Genomic DNA, 18,937 nt, shown 5'->3' on the forward strand with positions numbered 1-18,937 from the left:
GCACCCGGCCGACGGACACCCGAGGCGAACGCGCGCTTGCCCGAGCCGACAGGCTCCTGCTCTCGCGCAGGGGGGACTTCAAGTTGAGGAGTCGCCGGAGGATGGTCGATGTCCGCGGACTCCTGCGCCACGACCTGGACATCGTCCTCATGCGCGATCTCACGGGTCGTACGTCGCCAGGGCTTGGCTGTACGTACGGGCGCGCGCTCGGGGGCAGGGCCTGCCACGCGCACATCGTTCTCCGTGCCAAGTGCGCCTGGCGCGAGGGCAGGTTCCGGCGCAGCGGTCCGCTCTCCGTTTTCGGCAGCGACCCGCTGCACACCGGTCCGCTGCGCCACGCCCTCTGTGGCGCTGGCTCGCTGAGCGTGCACATCGGAAGTCTGCTGAACGGGCATTGGCAGCGCGGCCTGAGCCGGCGGAACGTGCTGGGCGTTCGGATGTTGCGCCGCGTACTCGGCGAGCGGCTGCGGCGCGTCCACAAGGGCCGGGCCGGGCAGAAGGGAGGCCGCGGTCGGCACGGTGACCTCTTGGACGACCGGCTGGGCCTTCTTCGCCTTGCGTGCCTTCCGGCGCGACTTGATGGCGGCGCGTTCGGGCGCGGCCATCGGGGCGGGGGCCTCGGGGCGCCGCCAGACGCGGGCGACGATGACGACTTCGCGTGGCTCGCGGATGGGCGTGAGCCGGCACCAGGTGCGCGGCTCCGCCACGTACCGCCCCTGCGAGATCAGCAGCTCGGTCAGGCGCTTGCCCTCGATGACCGGCCGCGTCGACAGCCAGGTCAGGACCCCAGGCGGCACGATGTAGAGCACGTGCCAGGGGGTCTCGAACGGGATCCCGACGAACAAGAGCAACAGGATCCACGGCACGAACACACCGGCGAACACGCCGATCTGGACCAGCGGCAGAGGCATCGGAAGCCGCAGGTCGTACAGCTTGTAGAGCCTCTTCTCAATGCGCCATATGTTCGTGTACGTGGGTAGATCCACGCCCCTACTCCCCTAACTGTGCAAGCACAGTGTCGCCTGCCGCAGCCCCGTACGGGGCCGCCCCGACCTCGGTGTCCGCCATCCGGGGGTCAGGTCACGTCCACTCCCAGAGCCTTGGCGATCGCCTTGGCCATGGTTTCGATGATGTTGGGTACGTAAAAGACCACTCCAATCCCGATCGCCAGAACAATGAATTGCACGAAGCGCGTGATCTCACGGGTGAACAGAAAAAATATCGCCACAATGGACACGATCACCAAGAACAACGGACCGAAGAACTGCCGCAGAAAGTCTGCGAGGTCATCGGTTTTGAGCTCGTCGTTCGGCGCCGCCAAGACCTCGTGGGGAATCGACGCCATGATGTGGTGCAGCATCGACCACTACCTTCCTAGGTCGGCGGGATATGAGGGGAAGACCAGACCCCGGGGTTGTCTCACGTCGCGGCCTCTCATGATGCGCCCTGTCCGGGCGTGCCGCGGATGTCTCTCACGAACCAGTTCGCGCCCTTCTTCACCATCTCGAGCTGGTATGCCTGCTCAAGCTCGCCACCGTTACCGCCCCCGGTGCCGGGGATCTGCCACGCCACGGTCGCCGTGACCGTACGTTCGCCCGCCGGACCCTTGGGGGCGACTACTTCCTTGACCTGGAAGAACGTGACCGCGCCCGCCAGACCCGAGAGCGCCTTGCCGTCGGCATAGCGTGCCAGCGCCGCCGGGTCTCCCTGTGCGTAGGCCTGGAAGAACGGACCCAGCACCGCCTTCAACTCGGTCTCCAGTGCCTGGTCCCGGTCGCGTACACCGGCCTGCGGGAGTGTCGCCCGGGTGGGCGGCGGGAGCAATGCCGGACGGCCGGAGATCACCAGCGCGCCGTCCTTGGCATAGACCGGCACCGCCAGGCGGAGCCACTTGTCCTGACTGCGGGCGAGAACGGTCACGATCGCATTGTTGGCGTCCCGCGCGTCCACTCCGGCGACCTGCACCGAGTTGACCTGTAGCGTTCCGACGCCGTTCCAGCCGAATTGGCCGTCCGCACCCTCGGGGATGAACGTTCGTATTTGGGTCTCGCGCGCGGGCGCCGTCCTCTGATCGTAGTTGAGGTAGACGGTCGCGAACTGCATCGCGAACGCACTCGCGGCACTGGCCGGGAACTGCGCGGCCTTGCTCGGCTTCGACGTTGTGGTGGATCCGGATTCGCTGGCGGTGAAGCGCTCGAACGGAGCCCTGATGCCGTTGAACAGGATGACGAGAATGACCGCCCACAGGACCGCACGTCCGAGCCAGACCCACCAGCGCCCGCCCGAGCCGCCCCAGCGACCACCGCCCCGGCCGTCGCCGCGCCGCTGCTTTGGAACGTCCCAAGGGTCGGCGGACGGGCCGAGGCCGGTCGCCGGGACCTCCTCGACAACAGCAGTCTCACGACCGTGTCTCACGGCCGACCTGCGAGCCATCACGCCTCCGCTCGCGCCTCGCCCCCGGTCGGCGCGTCGTCCTGTCCTGATCCTGTGCCGGTGCGGGTCATTCCGGACCCCACCACAGGCCCAGAGTAACCACGAGCGTCAATTGTTCCAGCGCATCGCGGCGAAGCACAGCCCCGGCACGCGGTTGTGGATAATGCAATCCACCTCCGCCGGACCCGGAAAGATTGCCAAACGGTGACGATCCCCTGTCCACCCGGCGAAAGACGCGTCGCACTCCTATCCGCACAGGTACTCCGCCACGCCAGTTGCTTGTCGACCGGATGTCCAACCCGGACGACATATCTTTCCCACCGAATCCGTCACTGTGTCGCTTTCGGGACAAACCTCTCGGTACACCCCGTACGCCACCCGACACCCCGCGTACAGAAACCGCCTTGTCGAACACCACCCCACCAACGCCCGAACGAGGCCCATACACGCGCGCCGCATGCAGGAGCGCCATACGCGAATCCCCGTACAGACGTTGTATATCAGCGCCCCACACACACGACGCACGCATCCGCAGTGAACAAGCGAAGTCCCTCGCGCCCGGCCACCTCAGCCGCAGGCCGACAGGACGTGCGGCAGAAGACCCACGAGCGGAGGACCAACGCATAGACCGCAGCCCCGCGTAGAGGGCCGATGAAGCCACGCACGCAAGCAAGTCACAGTGGTGGACACCGCAAGCCACACAGAGAAATAGGACGCCCAGGCAGGCGCGCACAAGGCCGGATCGCACGGGAGTGGTCGCACACGCGCACGAGGTGAATCGCGCGTGCGAGCGACGACACACCCGAGGAGTACACACGCGGCCGCAAGGCCACGCGGACTGGAATGGGCCGCTCAGGCGGGCAGGAGTATGCGCGCATGAGGGCGGATCGCCTAACGCGATCGAAGACCGCGCACCAGCGTCAGCCACACGCATGCGAAAGGCTGCACGCACGCGGAGTTCACATGCGTGAGAGCGACGCGTACGCAGAGGACCGCGCACGAGAGTGAGTGGGGTGGTGCGGCTCTGGCGCGCGGCAAACGTGCAGGAGGGACGCATATGAACGCTGCGTATCAGGCGTGACAGCGGCATACAGCAGTGATGCATGCGGCATGCGCCAGGCTTGCACCAGAACGGCGGGCGGTGGCTTGCATGGGCCAAGCGAGACCTCCAGTGCCTCGACAGCGCTTTGCAGGCAGTCGAGTACGGCACAGAATCACGCGTCCGCGATCCATACGCCGGGGCGCGCGGACGAACGAGGCACCCCGGTCACACGAGCGGGACCGGCGGGCACTGGAGTAGCGCGCAGCGGTGACGTACGAACCCTGGCGGTACCGGCCGCGGCGGAGTCGCTCTTGCTTATGAGTGGGGGCGCGCCGATGTCTCGCGGCAGCCGTGAGCAGAACCCGGTATGGGACGTCGGTCACGGGCTGGTGGGGTTATGGGCGCCGTTTCACGCGCTGTGGCGCAGCCGGCGGTAGAGCATGAACGACTCGGGTGCTGGTCGGCGGCCTGGGCTGACGGTCACCGTCGGGGTGGGCGCTCATCGTTGGTGCACAGGGGCGGGTCAGACGTTGAAGCGGAATTCGACTACGTCGCCGTCTTGCATGACGTAGTCCTTGCCTTCCATGCGGACCTTGCCGGCGGTGCGGGCGGCGGCCATGGACTTGGCGGCCATGAGGTCGTCGTAAGAGACGATCTCGGCCTTGATGAATCCCCGCTGGAAGTCGGTGTGGATGACGCCGGCGGCCTCGGGGGCGGTGGCGCCCTTGCGGATCGTCCAGGCGCGGGATTCCTTGGGCCCGGCGGTGAGGTACGTCTGGAGCCCGAGGGTGGTGAAGCCGATGCGGACCAGTTGGGACAGGCCCGATTCCTCTTGGCCTAGGCCCTGGAGGAGCTCCAGTGCCTCGTCGTCGGGGAGCTCGATGAGCTCGGACTCGATCTTGGCGTCCAGGAAGATGGCCTCGGCCGGGGCCACGAGGTCGCGGAGCTTGGCGCGGAGGGACTCGTCGTTGAGCTCCTCCTCGTCCAGGTTGAAGACGTAGAGGAACGGCTTGGCGGTGAGCAGGTGCAGCTCGCGGAGGAGGTTCAGGTCGACCTTGTCGCCGGCGGCGAAGAGGGTGGTGCCCTCGTTCAGGATCTGCTGCGCGGTCTGGACGGCGTCGACTACGGCGAGCTGTTCCTTGTCCTTCTTGGTACGGGCCTCCTTTTCGAGGCGCGGGAGGGCCTTCTCGATCGTCTGGAGGTCGGCGAGGATCAGCTCGGTGTTGATCGTCTCGATGTCGCGGGACGGGGCGACGTCGCCGTCGACGTGGGTCACGTCGGGGTCGTCGAACGCCCGGATGACCTGGCAGATCGCGCTGGTCTCACGGATGTTGGCCAGGAACTTGTTGCCCAGCCCCTGGCCCTCCGAGGCGCCCTTGACGATGCCGGCGATGTCGACGAACTCGATGGTGGCCGGGATGATCTTCTGGGAGCCGAAGACCTCGGCCAGTCCCTCCAGCCGCGGGTCGGGCACCCCGACCACGCCGACGTTGGGCTCGATGGTCGCGAACGGGTAGTTCGCGGCCAGCGCGTCGTTCTTGGTCAGCGCGTTGAACAGGGTGGACTTGCCTACGTTGGGCAGCCCGACGATTCCGATGGAGAGGCTCACGGCGGTCAAGTTTATTGGCCCGCCGGACCTCTTCCGCGCACGGACTCGGCGAGCCGCCTCGCCCTCGGGCATGTGGTCCGGAAAGACGTGGTCCCGCTTGTGGTGGACGGCCTCCACACGGACCGCCTTGGCAGATGCGGACCGCGTTCACTCTTGGTGGCGGCGATACTTCCGTTTCACGGTCTTAGTAAACAGTGAGTCTAATTGTCGGGCGCGGCCGCCACCCTCGGCGCGTCGCGCGGATACTCCCCGTGTCCGCTGTCACGATGAACGGATGGATCTCGCGCTGCTCGTCGGCCTCGCCATCGGGGCGGCCTTCGGCGTGGTGGTCGGCTTCGCGCTCGCCACCGGGCGCCAGGGCGCACTGATCGCGCGGGCGAAGGCGGCCGAGGAGAAGCTCGCCTATGCCGAGGAGCGCATGGCCGAGCACTTCGAAAACCTCTCGTCCAAGGCCCTGGACGCCAGCAACCAGCGTTTCCTCGAACTCGCCGACGCACGGCTCAAGGCCGCCGGCGTCGAGGCGGCGGGCGAGCTTGAACGTCGCAAGCTCGCCGTCGAGCACCTGGTCGCCCCGCTTCGCGAGACCCTGGCCAAGGTCGAGGAGCAGCTCCGCGAGGTCGAGACCGGCCGCCGCGAATCCCATGCGATGCTCGCCCGCCAGGTGGACTTCGTGCGGCAGAGCTCCGATCAGCTACGCGCCGAGACGCAGACCCTCGTCCGGGCGTTGCAGCGTCCCGAGGCGCGCGGCCGCTGGGGTGAGCTGCAGTTGCGCCGGGTGGTCGAGCTGGCGGGCATGACCCACCACTGCGATTTCGACGAGCAGGCGAGCGCGGCGGGTGAGAACGGGACGGTCCGGCCCGACATGGTCGTACGGCTGGTCGGCGGCAAGAACATCGTCGTCGACTCGAAGGTCTCGCTCGCCGCCTACCTCCAGGCCGCCGAGACCGGTGAACCGGTGCGCCTGGACGCCCACGCCCGGCATCTCCGCGACCACGTCGAACGGCTCTCGGCCAAGTCGTACTGGCAGGCGTTCACCCCCGCGCCTGAATTCGTCGTGCTCTTCATCCCCGGCGAGGCGTTCCTGGCTCCCGCACTCGAACGCGACCCCGGCCTGCTGGAGTACGCGATGAGCCGGCGCGTGCACATCGCAACGCCCACGACGCTGATCACGATGCTCCGTACCGCCTCGTACGCCTGGCAGCAGGAGGCGCTCTCGCGCAACGCGCGGGCGGTGTTCGAACTGGGCAAGGAGCTGTACGAGCGGCTCGGCACGATGGGCCAGCACGTGGACGAGCTCGGCCGCTCGCTCACGAACGCGGTCAAGTCGTACAACCGCACGGTGGGCTCCCTGGAGACGCGGGTGCTCGTCAGCGCACGCAAGCTGAACGAGCTCGGCGTCGTGGAGACCACCCTCGACGGCCCGAGCCCGATCGAGGAGAGCCCTCGTTCCCCCTCCGCCGCCGAACTCTCAGCGGACCTCACCGCCGAAGAACAGGCCCACCTGGACGAGCTCACCGCCAAGGAACACGAGCATTTGGACGCGCTCGCCACCGGGCACCACCGCTTCGACGACGGCGTTCCCAGCGACGACGAGGCCCCTGAGGGCGAGCCACACCGACCCCGCTCCGGCTCGGAAACGGTAGGTTTCGGCGGACGGGCCATCCCCGAGCAGGTTGATCGCAGGGAGAGGTGGCAATGAGTACATCGGTACGCGACGCGTCGGGTGGCGCCTCGCCGGCTCCGGGGGGACCTGTGCGACGTGAGAGCCGCGCCTCGCGCTCCGCGGCCTCCGGAGGCGGGCCGATCGCCCTGACCGGACGCGGCGGCATCGTGGTCGTGTTCGGGACCGGGCTGTTCGGAGCCCTGTTCGCCCGCTGGTTCGACATGGCGATCCTGGCGGGCCTCGCGTTCACCGTCGGTTGCGCGCTCGCCGCCCTCATGACCCGCGCGGCCGACCTGCTCACGCTCGCCGTCAGCCCGCCGCTGATCTTCTTCGCCGTCACGCTCCTGGCCGAGGTCATCACCACGATGGGCGAGGGTTCGCTGGTACGCGGCGTCACCGTGGGCCTGGTGACCACCATGGCGGGCACCGCCCCCTGGCTGTTCCTGGGCACGATCCTGGTGATCGTCATCTCGATCCCGCGCGGGCTCGTCACCGCGTTCAAGGACCTGCGCACCAAGCTCGCCGGCATCCGCCTCTTCGAGGAAGAGGAGAACGAGAACCCGGTCCGCTGGGACGAGACGCCCACGACCCGCGGCCCCCGCCCCCGCCACGCGCGCAAGGAAGACCAACTCCCCCACAGCGAGGTCGACTAGGCGACCCCGGGTCGCTGAGCTCACGTGGGTGCGGAGGTCGCCTTGAGGTCAGGCGGGCACGGAGATCCCTTGAGGTCGGGCGGGTACCGAGGTCCCTCGGGGTCAGGCGGTGCGGAGGTCCTTGCGGAGCTCGTGCGGGAGGGCGAAACGCATGCTCTCCTTCACGGACTCGATCTCCTCGACGCCGCCATAGCCACGTTCGTCCAGCCAGGCCAGCACGCCCTGCACCAGCTCGTCCGGGACGGAGGCGCCGCTGGTGACGCCGACCGTGCTGACGCCCTCCAGCCAGGCCGGGTCGATCTGCTCGGCGTAGTCGACCAGGTAGGCGTTGTCGGCGCCGTGCTCCTTGGCCACCTCGACCAGGCGCACCGAGTTGGAGGAGTTGGTCGAGCCGACCACGATGACCAGCTGGGACTGGGCGGCCATCTCCTTGACGGCGACCTGCCGGTTTTGCGTGGCGTAGCAGATGTCGTCCGACGGCGGGTCCATCAGCTTGGGGAACCGCTCACGCAGCTTGGCGACCGTGGCCAGGGTCTCATCCACCGACAGGGTCGTCTGCGACAGCCAGGCGACCTTCTCGGGGTCGCGGACCCGCACGTTGGCCACGTCGTCGGGCCCGTCCACCAGGTGGATGTGGTCGGGCGCCTCACCGCTGGTGCCGATGACCTCCTCGTGGCCCTCGTGGCCGATCAGGAGGATGTCGTAGTCGTCCTTGGCGAACCGTACGGCCTCCTTGTGGACCTTGGTCACCAGCGGGCAGGTCGCGTCGATCGTCTTCAGGCTCAGCCCGCGGGCCTCCTCGTGGACGACCGGGGCCACGCCGTGCGCCGAGAAGACCACGATCGACCCCTCGGGCACCTCCTCTGTCTCGTCGACGAAGATCGCACCCTTCTCCTCCAGCGTCTTCACCACGTGCACGTTGTGCACGATCTGCTTGCGCACGTAGATCGGCGCCCCGTACTTCTGCAGGGCGATCTCGACCGACTCGACGGCTCGATCGACACCGGCGCAGTAACCACGCGGCTTGGCGAGCAGGACACGGCGCTGGCTGGTGGAGGTCATGCCCCTATCGTACGAGGCGTCCCAGGCGCCCCGCACCGCGTGCTGCATCACCCTGCCGCGCCCCGGAGGCCCGGCGGTCAATGCTCTGGTGAAGCCCGCGATGTGACCCACTCCACGCACTCTTTAGACAGAAATCCATTAAGGCAGGGTGACCGGATTCGCACCTATACGGCAAAGTGAGGTTTGACAGACGGTGCCGAATCGACCCAGTCCAGTGATCAGGACAGCAGGGAGATGGAGAACGATGGTGAAATCGCCGCGCCGCCTCAAGCAGCAGGTTCAGGACACGGTGGGCGAACAGGTCCGTGACCTCCCGCTGCACGCGGTCCGGCTGGCCATGTTCGGCGTCGGCCGGGCGCTGCTGCTGAGCGACCGGGTGACCAAGGACTACAAGGAGATCACCGAGGGCGGCGGCGTCAAGCCCGTGCTCGGCAGGCTTCGCGACGACGTTCAGCACACCGCCGTGCTGGTGGTGGGCCGTGTGGCGGAACGGGTACGCGGCACCGAAGAGCCCGAGCCCGCACCGGCCAGGTCTTCCCGTACCGCGGTGGCCGAGCCCCCGGCGCGTTCCAAGGCCACGGCGGGCACCGGCGGCTCCGAGATCGCGATCGGCAAGCCGCAGGCCACGCCAAAGCCGCAGGCCAAGCCCGCTACCGAGGCCAAGCCTGCCGCCGAAGCCAAGCCCGCGGCTGCGCCAAAGCCTGCGCCTGCGCCTGCGACAAAGCCGGCGGCTGAGGCCAAGCCTGAGCCGGAGGAAGCCGCCACCGAGGCGGCCGAGTCGAAGGCCGAGGCCAAGCCCGAGTTCGAGCCGAAGCCCGAGGCCAAGCCCGCCGCGCAGGCCGAGGCCGAGAAGATCGCGGCTGAGCTGCCAGTGCCGAACTACGACGAGGCCACGCTGCCGCAGCTGCGCGCACGCCTGCGCGGCCTCTCGGTCGACCAGGTGAAACTGCTGCGCGAGTACGAGCGCAAGCACTCCGCCCGTGCCGACGTTCTCAAGATGTACGAGAACCGCATCGCCAAGCTCAACGGCACCAGCTGATCCGCTGCTTCTCAGCTACGACGGACGGCCTCCGGGAATCCGGGGGCCGTTCGGCTGTCCAGCGCGGCCTTGAGATCGGAAAGATGCCGTGCACGAGACCGGAAAGATGGGGCCTTGCGCGGGCCGGGCAGGGCCGCCCTTCACGCGATCACGGTAGGCGGGCGGCCCATATGCCGCGCACGTGCCGGAGGTGGTGGCGCATCAGTGCTTCGGCGGCGGCCGCGTCGCCGGCGGCGATGTGGTCGAGGAGTTCCAGGTGTTCGGCGGCGGAGGGCACCAGCTCGCCGCGTTCGGCCAGGGAAGGCACACCGTAGAGGCGCGAGCGATGGCGCAGGTCTCTGACCACGCCGATGAGGTGGGAGTTTCCGGCCAGGGCGAGGAGCTCCAGGTGGAAGGCCTGGTCGGCTTCGATGTAGGCGAGGATGTCCCGGCGTTCGGCGGCGGCGACGATGGCGTCGGCGAGCGGACGCAGCGCGCGGACGGCCGCGACCGGCACTTCGGCAGGCACGGCGGAGGCCACCCGGCCTACCGTGGGCACCTCGATGAGCGCGCGCACTTCGGTGATCTCATCCAGATCGCGTTCGGACAGCGCGGTCACCCGGAAGCCCTTGTTGCGCACCGCTGTGACCAGGCCTTCCTTGGCCAGATCGAGCATCGCCTCCCGCACCGGAGTGGCGGAGACGCCGAAACGTTCGGCGAGCGCCGGCGCGGAGTAGACGACGCCCGGCCGCATCTCCCCCGCCACCAGCGCGGCGCGGAGGGCGTCGGCTATCCGCTCGCGTACGTTCCGGCGCGCTCCGAGATCGGGCAGGTTCGGCTGGTCCCGTCCCGGCATGGCCGCTCCCCTCGCTTCCCAGTCCCATCGCCTCCCGGGTTCCCGGTTCAGACACCGCCCAGATAGGCCTCCACCACGCGGGAGTCTTCGGCCAGCTCGGCGGCCGTGCCGTGCAGGACCGTGGCGCCGTTCTCGATCACATAGCCCCGGTGCGCGATCTTGAGGGCGGCCTTGGCGTTCTGCTCGACCAGAAGGACTGCGGATCCGGCGGCGTTGATGTCGCGGATCACGTCCATCACGGCGGTCACGACCAGCGGCGCCAGGCCCATGGACGGCTCGTCCAGCATCAGCAGCCGGGGCCGCGCCACCAGTGCGCGGCCGATGGCCAGCATCTGCTGCTCGCCGCCCGACAGCGTCCCGCCCTGTTGCCCGCGGCGCTCGGCCAGCCGTGGCAGCAGCTCGTACACCTGGTCGATGCGCCGCCGCAGCTCCCGCCCGTCCCGGACGAGGTGACCTCCGAGCTGGAGGTTCTCGTGGACGGTGAGGAGGCTGAAGATCCGGCGGCCCTCCGGAACGTGGACCACCCCGGCCGCGACCACCTTCGGCGCCGTGGCCTTCGTCAGGTCACGACCGCCGAGCATGATCCGCCCCGAGGTGGCCCGGACGAGACCGGAGATCGCCGAAAGCGTCGTCGTCTTGCCGGCACCGTTGTTGCCCAGCAGCGCGACGATCTCACCCTTGCCGACCGTGATGCTGAGACCTCGAAGCGCCTGCACCCCGCCGTACCGGACATCGAGGTCGGCCACCTCAAGGAGGACCCGGTTGTTCAGGGGCTGGTCGTCTGACGTCGAAGACCGGTCGCCGGCCTCAGTCGGTTCCACCGCGTACCTCCTCCCGTCCACCGCGTACCTGCTCGCGGGCGGCGGCGAGTTCCTCCTCGTCGGCGTCGCGGCCCAGGTAGGCCTCGACGACCGCCGGGTCGCGGCGCACCTCGGCCGGGGCGCCGACGGCGATCTCGCGGCCGAAGTTGAGCACGACGACGCGTTCGGAGACCTCCATGACCAGGCCCATGTCGTGTTCGATGAGCGCGATCGCGGTGCCCAGGTCGCGGATGCGCCGGATGAGGTCGAGCAGCTCGGCCTTCTCGGTGTGGTTGAGCCCGGCGGCCGGTTCGTCCAGGAGCAGCAGCTTCGGCCTCCGTGCCAGTGCCCGGGCGATCTCGACGCGCCGCTGTTCCCCGTACGGCAGGTTGCGGACGAGCCCGGCCCGTTCACCGCGCAGCCCCACGAAATCCAGCCAGCGGTGTGCCTCGTCCGTGGCCTCCTGCTCGCTGCGGCGATAGCGCGGCGTGTGCAGCAGCGCGTCAAAAACGCTCTGCCGGAGCCACAGGTGCGTCCCGGCGCGCACATTGTCGAGCACCGACAGCTCGCCGAAGAGCCGCGGGTTCTGGAACGTGCGGGAGACGCCGAGGCCGGCGATCGAAGCCGGACGGCGGCCCGTCACGGGCGTTCCGTCCAGCAGGACGCTGCCGCCGATCGGCTTGTAGAAGCCGGTGACGCAGTTGAACGCGGAGGTCTTGCCCGCCCCGTTCGGCCCGATCACCGAGACGATCTCACCCTCGCCGACCTCGAACGACAGCCCGTCGATCGCCCGCACACCGCCGAACGACAGCCGCAGATCCGTCACCTGGAGCAGAGTCATGCTGTGCTCCTTGTGGGGGGACGACCCCCCACGCCCCCCGGAACGCTCGCTTCGCTCACTCATGCCACAGGCTCCTTCGAACGAGCGGCGGTCCGCGCGGTCTCCTGCGAACGGTGCGGCCAGAGCCCCTGCGGCCGAACGATCATCACCAGGATCAGCAGCACGCCGAACACGAAGAACCGGTAGTCGGCCAGGTCGCGCAGCAGTTCCGGCGCCAGGCTGATGAACACCGCGCCGACGACCACGCCGGGCGTGGAGCCCATCCCGCCGAGCACCACGGCCATCAGCACCAGCGCCGACCACAGGAACGTGAAGCTCGGCGGCGAGATCGCGGTCAGGTGCGCGGCGAACAGCACGCCCGCCATCCCGCCCCACACGGCCCCGCCGATGTACGCCGCGAGCTTGACCTTGTACGTGTGGACGCCCATGGCCTCCGCCGCGTCCTCGTCCTCGCGGACGAACCGCCACGCCCGGCCCAGCCGCGACCGTCCGAGGCGCGCCGCGAGCAGCACGGCGACGGCCACGATGAGCACGGTCAGGTAGTAGAACGCGGCGGGCTCGGTGAGGACGTCGTCGCCGAAGAGCCCGGGGATCCCGTAGATCCCCGACGGGCCGCCGGTGATCTCCAGGTTGGTGGCGCAGATCCGGATGATCTCGCCGAAGCCGAGCGTCACGATCGCCAGGTAGTCGCTGCGCAGCCGCAGCGTCGGCGCGCCGATCACGATGCCCGCCACGACCGTCACGACGAGCACGGCCGGCACAGTGGCGATCAACGGGATGTCCAGCTCGGCAGCCATGACGCCGCCGGTGTAGGCGCCGACGGCGAAGAACGCGGCGTACCCGAGGTCGAGCAGCCCGCAGTACCCGACCACGATGTTGAGCCCGACCGCGAGCATCACGAAGATCGCGGCGCTGGTCATCACGTTCAGCGCGTACGGCGTCGCGATGATCAGCGGTGCGCCGAGCGCGATCGCCAGCCCGATCCAGCCCAGATACCGCGTCTCCATCAGCCGGGTGACGACCGACGGCCCGCGCCCGCGCACCGGCTTGACCGGCGGCCCGTGCTTGACCGGCGGACCCTGCCCGGCCTGCGCACCTTGCCCGGCCTGCGGGCCGGGCTCGACGTGCGGCGTTCCTTCCTGCGATGCGTCCCCGGCGCTCATACGCGTTCCGTCACACGTTCGCCGAGCAGGCCGGTGGGCCGCACGGTCAGGAAGAGGATCAGGCAGCCGAACGCGAACACGTCGCGCCACTCGCCGCCCAGCAGGTCGGTGCCGAACGACTCCAGCAGCCCCAGCACCAGGCCGCCGAGCATCGTGCCCTGCATGTTGCCGATGCCGCCGATGACGGCCGCGGTGAACGCCTTGAGCCCGATGATGAAGCCCATCAGGAAGTCGATCTTCCCGTAGTAGCCGCCCGCCATCACCCCGGCCGCGCCAGCCAGCGCCGACCCGATGAAGAACGTGCGCGCGATGACCGCGTTCACGTCGATGCCCATGAGCTGCGCGGCCTTGGGGTCCAGCGCGATCGCCCGCATCGCGCGCCCCTGGCGGCTGCGCATCACCAGCCAGTTGAGCGCGAACATCAGCCCGATCGCGATCGCGACGAGCACGAGCTGCTGCACGGTGATCCGAGCGCCCAGCACGTGGATCGTCGTGCCGCCGAGCCGCACCTGGTAGACCCGCGGATTGGGCCCGGCGACGATCCGCGTGCCGTACTCCAGTGCGAACGAGGCGCCGACCGCCGTGATGAGCAGCGACAGCCGCGGCGCGCCCCGGAGCGGCCGGTACGCCAGCCGTTCCAGCGCCACACCGCCCATCCCGGTGACCGCCATCGTCGCGATCAGGACCAGCAGCAGCGCCAGCAGCGACTGCGACTCGACGAGCCCGCCCATCGCGCCGAGCATCGCGAAGCCGGAGAACGCCCCGAGCATGTAGAGGTCGCCGTGCGCGAAGTTGAGCAGCTTGATCACGCCGTAGACCATGCTGTAGCCCAGCGCGACCAGTGCGTAGAACGACCCGACGAACAACCCGTTCCAGACGAGCTGCGCCACTACAGCTTCTCCTGCAGCACGAACTTGCCGTCCTTGACGACCTGGATCTCGAAGCCGCCGACGATGGTGTGCTGCGGCGTGAACTTCAGCGGCCCGCTGAAGAGCTTGAAGCCGTCCATGCCCTCCAGCGCCTTGACGATCTTGTCGCTGTCGGTGCTGTCGGCCTTGGTGATGGCCTCGGCCGCCAGCCGGACGCCGTCGTAGGCCTGGGTCGAGTACGGGCCGGGATCGGCGCCGAACTTGCTCTTGTACGAGGCGATCCAGCCCTCGGCGCCCTGGAGGGTCGTGGGCGTCGGGGTCATCGTCGCGTACACGCCCTCGGCGTTCTTGCCGCCCGCGATCTGCGCGAACTTGTCGGCGACCGCGCCGTCCCCTACCAGGAACTTGCCCTTGTAACCCGCCTGCTTGAACTGCCGGACGAGCAGCCCGCCCTCGGAGTAGTAGCCGGTGAAGTAGATGTAGTCCGGCTTGCCCTTGAGCACGCTGGTGACGGCCGCCGAGAAGTCGGTCTCCTTGGGCGTGATCGCCTCGTTCGCGGTCTTGTCCGGCGCACCCGGCTTGTCGAGCTCGGCGGCCGTACGGTCGGCGATGTCCTTGGAGTAGGACGTGTTGTCGTGCATCACCGCGACCTTGGTGGCGCCGTCCTTGCTGAGCCACTTGAACGCGGCGGCGGCCTGCTGGTCACCCGTACCGTTGATCATGAAGACGTGCTTGAGCTTCTGCGCCGCGAGCTCGGCCGAGTTGGCCACGGGGATGATCATCGGGATCTTCGCCCGGTCGAACACCGGCAACGTGGGCAGCGTCGCGCCCGAGCAGTAGCCGCTCACCGAGACCTTCACGCCCGCCGAGACCAGCTTGTTGGCCGCCGCGACCGCGGTCTTGGGGTCGCACGCGTCGTCCTCGGCTCGCAGCTCCAGCTTCCGCCCGCCGAGCACCCCGCCCTTGCCGTTGATCTCGTCGACCGCCAGCTGCGCGCCGTTCTTCATGTACGGCCCGATCTCAGCGCTGTCACCGGACATCGGGATGTCCATGCCGATGAGGATGTTGCCCTTCTCCTCATCGTCACCGCCGCCCAGCAGTCCCTGCCCGCAGCCCGACACCGCCAGCCCGCCGGCCAGCACGACCGCGAGAACGCTCCGACTCTGCTTCATGGGGATTCAGCCTCCTTGGTGAGATCCGCTCCCCCGACCCGGCGCTGTGCTGTGTGACATTGCACACGGGGCCATTAGACCTCTGTCCCGGAATGTGGTCAACACCACAATGCCCGCTCGGCCCGGCCGCAATCGGCCGTAGGCTTTCCGGCATGGCGATGGAGACCTCGGCGGAATCACCCGTGCCCGTACGCACCGTCCTGCAGGCAGTAGGAGGATGGATCGGCAAGCTGGGCCGTATCTGGGTCGAGGGCCAGATCACCGACCTCAACGCCCGCGGCGGCACGGTCTACCTCACGCTTCGCGACCCGGTCGCCAACATGTCGGTCCGCGTCGTGGGCCCACGCCCGGTCTTCGAAGCCGCAGGCCCCGCCGTCACCGATGGCGCCCGCGTCGTCATCCACGCCAAGCCCGACTTCTGGATCAACCGCGGCACGTTCTCCCTGAGCGCCATCGAAGTCAAACCAGTAGGCGTAGGCGAGCTGCTGGCCCGCCTGGAGCGCCTCAAGCAGCTCCTGGCCTCCGAGGGCCTCTTCCGCCCCGAACGCAAGAAACCACTCCCCTTCCTGCCTCACAAAATCGGCCTGATCTGCGGCCGCGACTCCGACGCCGAGCACGACGTCCTCAAGAACGCCCGCCGCCGCTGGCCGGCCGTCGCGTTCCAGGTGGAGAACACCGCTGTCCAGGGCCACTACGCCGTGGGCGAGGTCATGGAGGCCCTCCGCAAGCTGGACGCCGACCCCGACATCGAGGTCATCATCCTCACGCGCGGCGGCGGCTCCATGGAGGACCTGCTCCCGTTCTCAGACGAAGCCCTGGTCAGAGCCGTCAGCTCCGCCCGGACCCCCGTCATCAGCGCCATCGGCCACGAGCAGGACAGCCCCCTCCTCGACCTGGTCGCCGACGTCCGTGCCTCGACCCCCACCGACGCCGCCAAACGAGCCGTGCCCGACGTACGCGAGCAACTCCACCTGATCCGCCAACTACGCGACCGAGGCCGCCGCTGCCTCTCCGGCAACCTGGACCGCGAAACCGCCTGGCTTCGCTCAATCCGCTCCCGCCCCGCCCTGGCCGATCCCATCCGCGAGATAGAACGCCAATCCGAGCAAGCCGCCTCTCTCCGAGACCGAGCCCGCCGCTGCCTGTCCTCAGCCCTGGACCGTTCATCTGACGAGCTCACCCATACAAGAGCCCGCCTCCTGGCCCTCTCCCCCGCCGCCACCCTCAACCGCGGCTACGCCATCGTCCAGCGCGCCGACGACTCGGTCGTCCGAAGCAACACCGACGTCAAGCCCGCCGAGCCCCTCCACATCCGCCTCGCCGAAGGCCACCTGAACGTGACCGTCACAGATGAGCCCATAGGGTGAACGACGTGGCCGAAGAGAAGCTGACCTATGAGCAGGCACGCGACGAACTAGCCGACGTCGTCCGCCGCCTAGAAGCCGGTGGCCTGACCCTGGAGGAGTCCCTCTCGCTCTGGGAACGAGGCGAAAAACTAGCCACAACTTGCGAAGAGTGGCTGGAAGGCGCAAGGGCCCGCCTGGCCGCCGCCCTTAACCGTCCTGCCGAAGGTGAAGAACCTCCCACTAACGGCACCCCTTTCTGACGCCAGGACGGCGAACGGGCCGGTTCCCCTTGGGGAACCGGCCCATTTCACTGTGCCTGTCTTGCTATGTGGCTATCAGCCGCAGTGGGACCAGCCGCTGTACCACTTGGTGTTGCCGATGGAGCCGCCCCACTTCACGCACTTCTTGCCCGCAGCCACCTTGACGGGGCCTGCGTACTGCGTGAAGTTGCCGGTGTCGGTCTTGGCCTTGCCGCCCTTGGGCTGAAGGAAGGCCGACATCTTGACCTTCTTGCCCTTGCCCTTGACCGTGATCACGCAGTTGTTCTTGTTGGCCTTGTTGTAGCCCAGGTAGACACGGCCCGCCTTGCCCAGGGCACGCGAGTCGATCTGCTTGAAGCCCTTGCCACAGATCTTGGCGACCGGGCTGGCGGGCGGCGGGGTGCCGCCGCCACCGCAGGACTTCAGGTACGCCGGGCCCGGGTACGGGAAGCGGCGGCCCTCGAAGGACACGGCGATGGGCGGGTAGGAGTTCGGGCTGCGGCGCAGCTCGTAGTGCAGGTGCGAGATGATCTTGTACTTGGCGCTGGAGCGGCCGACCGCGCCGATCTTCTGGCCCTTCCTGACCGTCTGGCCCACCTTGACCGAGCGGTACTTCAGGTGCGCGTAGACGGTGGTGTAACCACCCGCGTGCTGGACGTAGATGACGTTCCCGTAGCCGCTGGTGGTGCTGTAGAACGAGCGCACCACCTTGCCGGCCGCCGAGGAGACCACGGTCTTGCCGTTGTCGGCCTCGCCGGTCGAGCCCCAGTTCCAGTCGATCTCGTACTTGGTGTGCGCGCCGCTGCCGGTGCTGCCGCGCCAGGTCTGGCCACACGGGAACGGCATCTGCAGCCGCGGCATCGCGGCGGCGGAGGCATCCTGCGCGGCGACCTTGGTGGCGGGCTTGCTCGCGGGGGCGTTCGAGCTCGCCGCGACGCCCACGCCGGTGGCGACCAGCCCGGCGGCGGCCGCACCGCCGCCGATGAGGATCGCGGTCTTGCGCTTGATGTTCATATGTGTTCGTACCTCTCGTATGAAGCAGGCGAAACCGACGCGTTGCCGCGTTCAGATCTCATGGACGTGTCGTCAGCCGCAGTGGGACCAGCCGCTGTACCACTTGGTGCTGCCGATGTAGCCGCCCCACTTCACACACTTGCCAGGCGCGGCGACCTTCACGGGGCCTGCGTACTGCGTGAAGTTGCCGGTGTCGGTCTTGGCCTTGCCGCCCTTGGGCTGAAGGAAGGCCGACATCTTGACCTTCTTGCCCTTGCCCTTGACCGTGATCACGCAGTTGTTCTTGTTGGCCTTGTTGTAGCCCAGGTAGACACGGCCCGCCTTGCCCAGGGCGCGCGAGTCGATCTGCTTGAAGCCCTTGCCACAGATCTTGGCGACCGGGCTGGCGGGCGGCGGGGTGCTGCCGCCCTTGCAGGCGGTCAGGGTGACGCCCGGGCGGGGCTGCGGGTACGGGAACCGCTTGCCCGAGAAGTACGCGGCGACCGGCGGGTACTGGCCGTTCTTGCGGACCTCGTAGTGCAGGTGGGCGGTCATGCCGCTGTTGCTCGGCCGGGTGGTGCGGCCGACCGCACCGATCTTGGTGCCGGACTTGACCTTCTGGCCCACCTTGACCGAGCGGTACTTCAGGTGGGCGTACCAGGACTGGTAGCCGCCCGAGTGCTGGACGACGACGTGGTTGCCGTAGCCGCTCTGGTTGACGTGGCGCGTCGAGCGGATGACGGTGCCCGCCGCGGCGGCGACGACCGTGCGGCCCTCGTCCACGTTGGACAGGTCCCGGCCCTGGTTGAAGTCGATCTCGTACTTCGTGTGGGCGCTGCTGGCGGTGGTGTCACCACGCCACTTCTGCCCACAGGGGAACGGGAGGCGGAACGGGGGCATCGCGGCGGCCGAGGCGTTGTCCGCGGAGACCGGGGTGGCGGTCTTCGGGGGTGCCGCGTTGCCGGATGTGGCGACCATGCCGCCGATGACGAGGCCGGAGGCCACGGCCACGCCGCCGGTGGCGACGATGACCTTGCCCTTCCAGCTGCTCAGAATATGTGTCACTGCATCGTCCTTCGTTTCTGACCCGGATGCGCGCATGTGATCATGCAGATGCGCATGAGATCATGACAAACACCGGGGGTCAGTGGGAAGCG

General features: G+C 68.5%; 18 protein-coding genes and 1 pseudogene. 6 read left to right on the forward strand and 13 right to left on the reverse strand.

Going from position 1 to position 18,937, the window contains the following annotated elements:
• Nucleotides 1–519 precede the first annotated feature (519 nt).
• Nucleotides 520–804, forward strand: coding sequence for a hypothetical protein (locus F8566_RS52420; protein WP_264159476.1), 285 nt, complete (start codon nucleotides 520–522; stop codon nucleotides 802–804).
• Here F8566_RS52420 and F8566_RS53100 read toward each other — a convergent pair.
• The 4 genes and pseudogenes from F8566_RS53100 to ychF form a co-directional block, all read right to left on the reverse strand.
• Nucleotides 741–986, reverse strand: a pseudogene (locus F8566_RS53100) (conjugal transfer protein); the annotation flags it as partial. The gene F8566_RS52420 and the pseudogene F8566_RS53100 sit on opposite strands and share 64 nt — an antisense overlap.
• Nucleotides 987–1,075: 89 nt before the next feature.
• Nucleotides 1,076–1,360, reverse strand: a complete 285-nt coding sequence (locus tag F8566_RS31845) for a hypothetical protein (RefSeq protein ID WP_151565575.1) — start codon at nucleotides 1,358–1,360, stop codon at nucleotides 1,076–1,078.
• Between the two features lie 74 nt (nucleotides 1,361–1,434).
• A complete protein-coding gene (locus F8566_RS31850; protein WP_151565576.1) occupies nucleotides 1,435–2,415 on the reverse strand; it encodes a conjugal transfer protein in 981 nt (326 codons plus the stop codon).
• A gap of 1,583 nt (nucleotides 2,416–3,998) precedes the next feature.
• Nucleotides 3,999–5,084 (reverse strand): redox-regulated ATPase YchF, encoded by a 1,086-nt coding sequence (ychF, locus tag F8566_RS31855; RefSeq protein ID WP_151565577.1) that lies wholly within the window; start codon nucleotides 5,082–5,084, stop codon nucleotides 3,999–4,001.
• Between the two features lie 274 nt (nucleotides 5,085–5,358).
• Here ychF and F8566_RS31860 point away from each other — a divergent pair, with 274 nt between their 5' ends.
• Both F8566_RS31860 and F8566_RS31865 read left to right on the forward strand, forming a co-directional pair.
• Nucleotides 5,359–6,783: a DNA recombination protein RmuC gene (locus F8566_RS31860; protein ID WP_225993699.1), complete on the forward strand. Its 1,425-nt coding sequence runs from the start codon at nucleotides 5,359–5,361 to the stop codon at nucleotides 6,781–6,783.
• Nucleotides 6,784–6,836: 53 nt separating this feature from the next.
• Nucleotides 6,837–7,400, forward strand: a complete 564-nt coding sequence (locus tag F8566_RS31865; protein ID WP_192809958.1) for a DUF6542 domain-containing protein — start codon at nucleotides 6,837–6,839, stop codon at nucleotides 7,398–7,400.
• A gap of 102 nt (nucleotides 7,401–7,502) precedes the next feature.
• Here the strand turns inward: F8566_RS31865 and F8566_RS31870 are convergent, their stop codons facing one another.
• Nucleotides 7,503–8,462, reverse strand: coding sequence for a 4-hydroxy-3-methylbut-2-enyl diphosphate reductase (locus F8566_RS31870; protein WP_151565578.1), 960 nt, complete (start codon nucleotides 8,460–8,462; stop codon nucleotides 7,503–7,505).
• Between the two features lie 244 nt (nucleotides 8,463–8,706).
• On the opposite strand from F8566_RS31870, the gene F8566_RS31875 reads away from it, so the two are divergent.
• Nucleotides 8,707–9,501, forward strand: a complete 795-nt coding sequence (locus F8566_RS31875) for a hypothetical protein (RefSeq protein WP_151565579.1) — start codon at nucleotides 8,707–8,709, stop codon at nucleotides 9,499–9,501.
• 148 nt (nucleotides 9,502–9,649) lie between these two features.
• On the opposite strand, the gene F8566_RS31880 is transcribed toward F8566_RS31875, so the two are convergent.
• Genes F8566_RS31880 through F8566_RS31905 form a run of 6 tightly spaced genes read right to left on the reverse strand, consistent with a single transcriptional unit; the run spans nucleotide 9,650 to nucleotide 15,181 of the window.
• Nucleotides 9,650–10,336 (reverse strand): GntR family transcriptional regulator, encoded by a 687-nt coding sequence (locus tag F8566_RS31880; protein WP_151565580.1) that lies wholly within the window; start codon nucleotides 10,334–10,336, stop codon nucleotides 9,650–9,652.
• A 47-nt stretch (nucleotides 10,337–10,383) separates the two neighbouring features.
• Nucleotides 10,384–11,157: an ABC transporter ATP-binding protein gene (locus F8566_RS31885; RefSeq protein WP_264159477.1), complete on the reverse strand. Its 774-nt coding sequence runs from the start codon at nucleotides 11,155–11,157 to the stop codon at nucleotides 10,384–10,386.
• Nucleotides 11,144–11,977: an ABC transporter ATP-binding protein gene (locus F8566_RS31890; protein WP_151565581.1), complete on the reverse strand. Its 834-nt coding sequence runs from the start codon at nucleotides 11,975–11,977 to the stop codon at nucleotides 11,144–11,146. The genes F8566_RS31885 and F8566_RS31890 overlap by 14 nt, the downstream gene beginning before the upstream one ends.
• Nucleotides 11,978–12,036: 59 nt before the next feature.
• The gene (locus tag F8566_RS31895; protein WP_225993700.1) at nucleotides 12,037–13,140 is read right to left on the reverse strand and encodes a branched-chain amino acid ABC transporter permease; all 1,104 of its coding nucleotides are present in this window, start codon (nucleotides 13,138–13,140) and stop codon (nucleotides 12,037–12,039) included.
• On the reverse strand, nucleotides 13,137–14,030 hold the full coding sequence (locus F8566_RS31900) for a branched-chain amino acid ABC transporter permease (RefSeq protein WP_151565582.1): 894 nt from the start codon (nucleotides 14,028–14,030) through the stop codon (nucleotides 13,137–13,139). Before F8566_RS31900 ends, F8566_RS31895 begins: the two co-directional genes overlap by 4 nt.
• Complete coding sequence (locus F8566_RS31905; RefSeq protein WP_151565583.1) at nucleotides 14,030–15,181, reverse strand: branched-chain amino acid ABC transporter substrate-binding protein; 1,152 nt, start codon at nucleotides 15,179–15,181, stop codon at nucleotides 14,030–14,032. The genes F8566_RS31900 and F8566_RS31905 overlap by 1 nt, the downstream gene beginning before the upstream one ends.
• A gap of 152 nt (nucleotides 15,182–15,333) precedes the next feature.
• Between F8566_RS31905 and xseA the strand changes: the two genes are divergently transcribed.
• Nucleotides 15,334–16,548 carry an exodeoxyribonuclease VII large subunit gene (xseA, locus tag F8566_RS31910; RefSeq protein WP_192809959.1) on the forward strand — a complete coding sequence of 405 codons (1,215 nt, stop codon included), beginning with the start codon at nucleotides 15,334–15,336 and terminating at the stop codon, nucleotides 16,546–16,548.
• A 5-nt stretch (nucleotides 16,549–16,553) separates the two neighbouring features.
• Entirely contained in the window at nucleotides 16,554–16,787 is a 234-nt protein-coding gene (locus F8566_RS31915; protein WP_151565584.1) for an exodeoxyribonuclease VII small subunit, read from the forward strand.
• 75 nt (nucleotides 16,788–16,862) lie between these two features.
• Here F8566_RS31915 and F8566_RS31920 read toward each other — a convergent pair whose 3' ends face one another.
• A complete protein-coding gene (locus tag F8566_RS31920) occupies nucleotides 16,863–17,801 on the reverse strand; it encodes a M23 family metallopeptidase (protein ID WP_151565585.1) in 939 nt (312 codons plus the stop codon).
• Between the two features lie 72 nt (nucleotides 17,802–17,873).
• Nucleotides 17,874–18,845, reverse strand: a complete 972-nt coding sequence (locus F8566_RS31925) for a M23 family metallopeptidase (protein ID WP_192809960.1) — start codon at nucleotides 18,843–18,845, stop codon at nucleotides 17,874–17,876.
• Between the last annotated feature and the right edge of the window lie 92 nt (nucleotides 18,846–18,937).

It is taken from the genome of Actinomadura rudentiformis (assembly GCF_008923185.1).
GTDB classification, from domain to species: domain Bacteria; phylum Actinomycetota; class Actinomycetes; order Streptosporangiales; family Streptosporangiaceae; genus Spirillospora; species Spirillospora rudentiformis.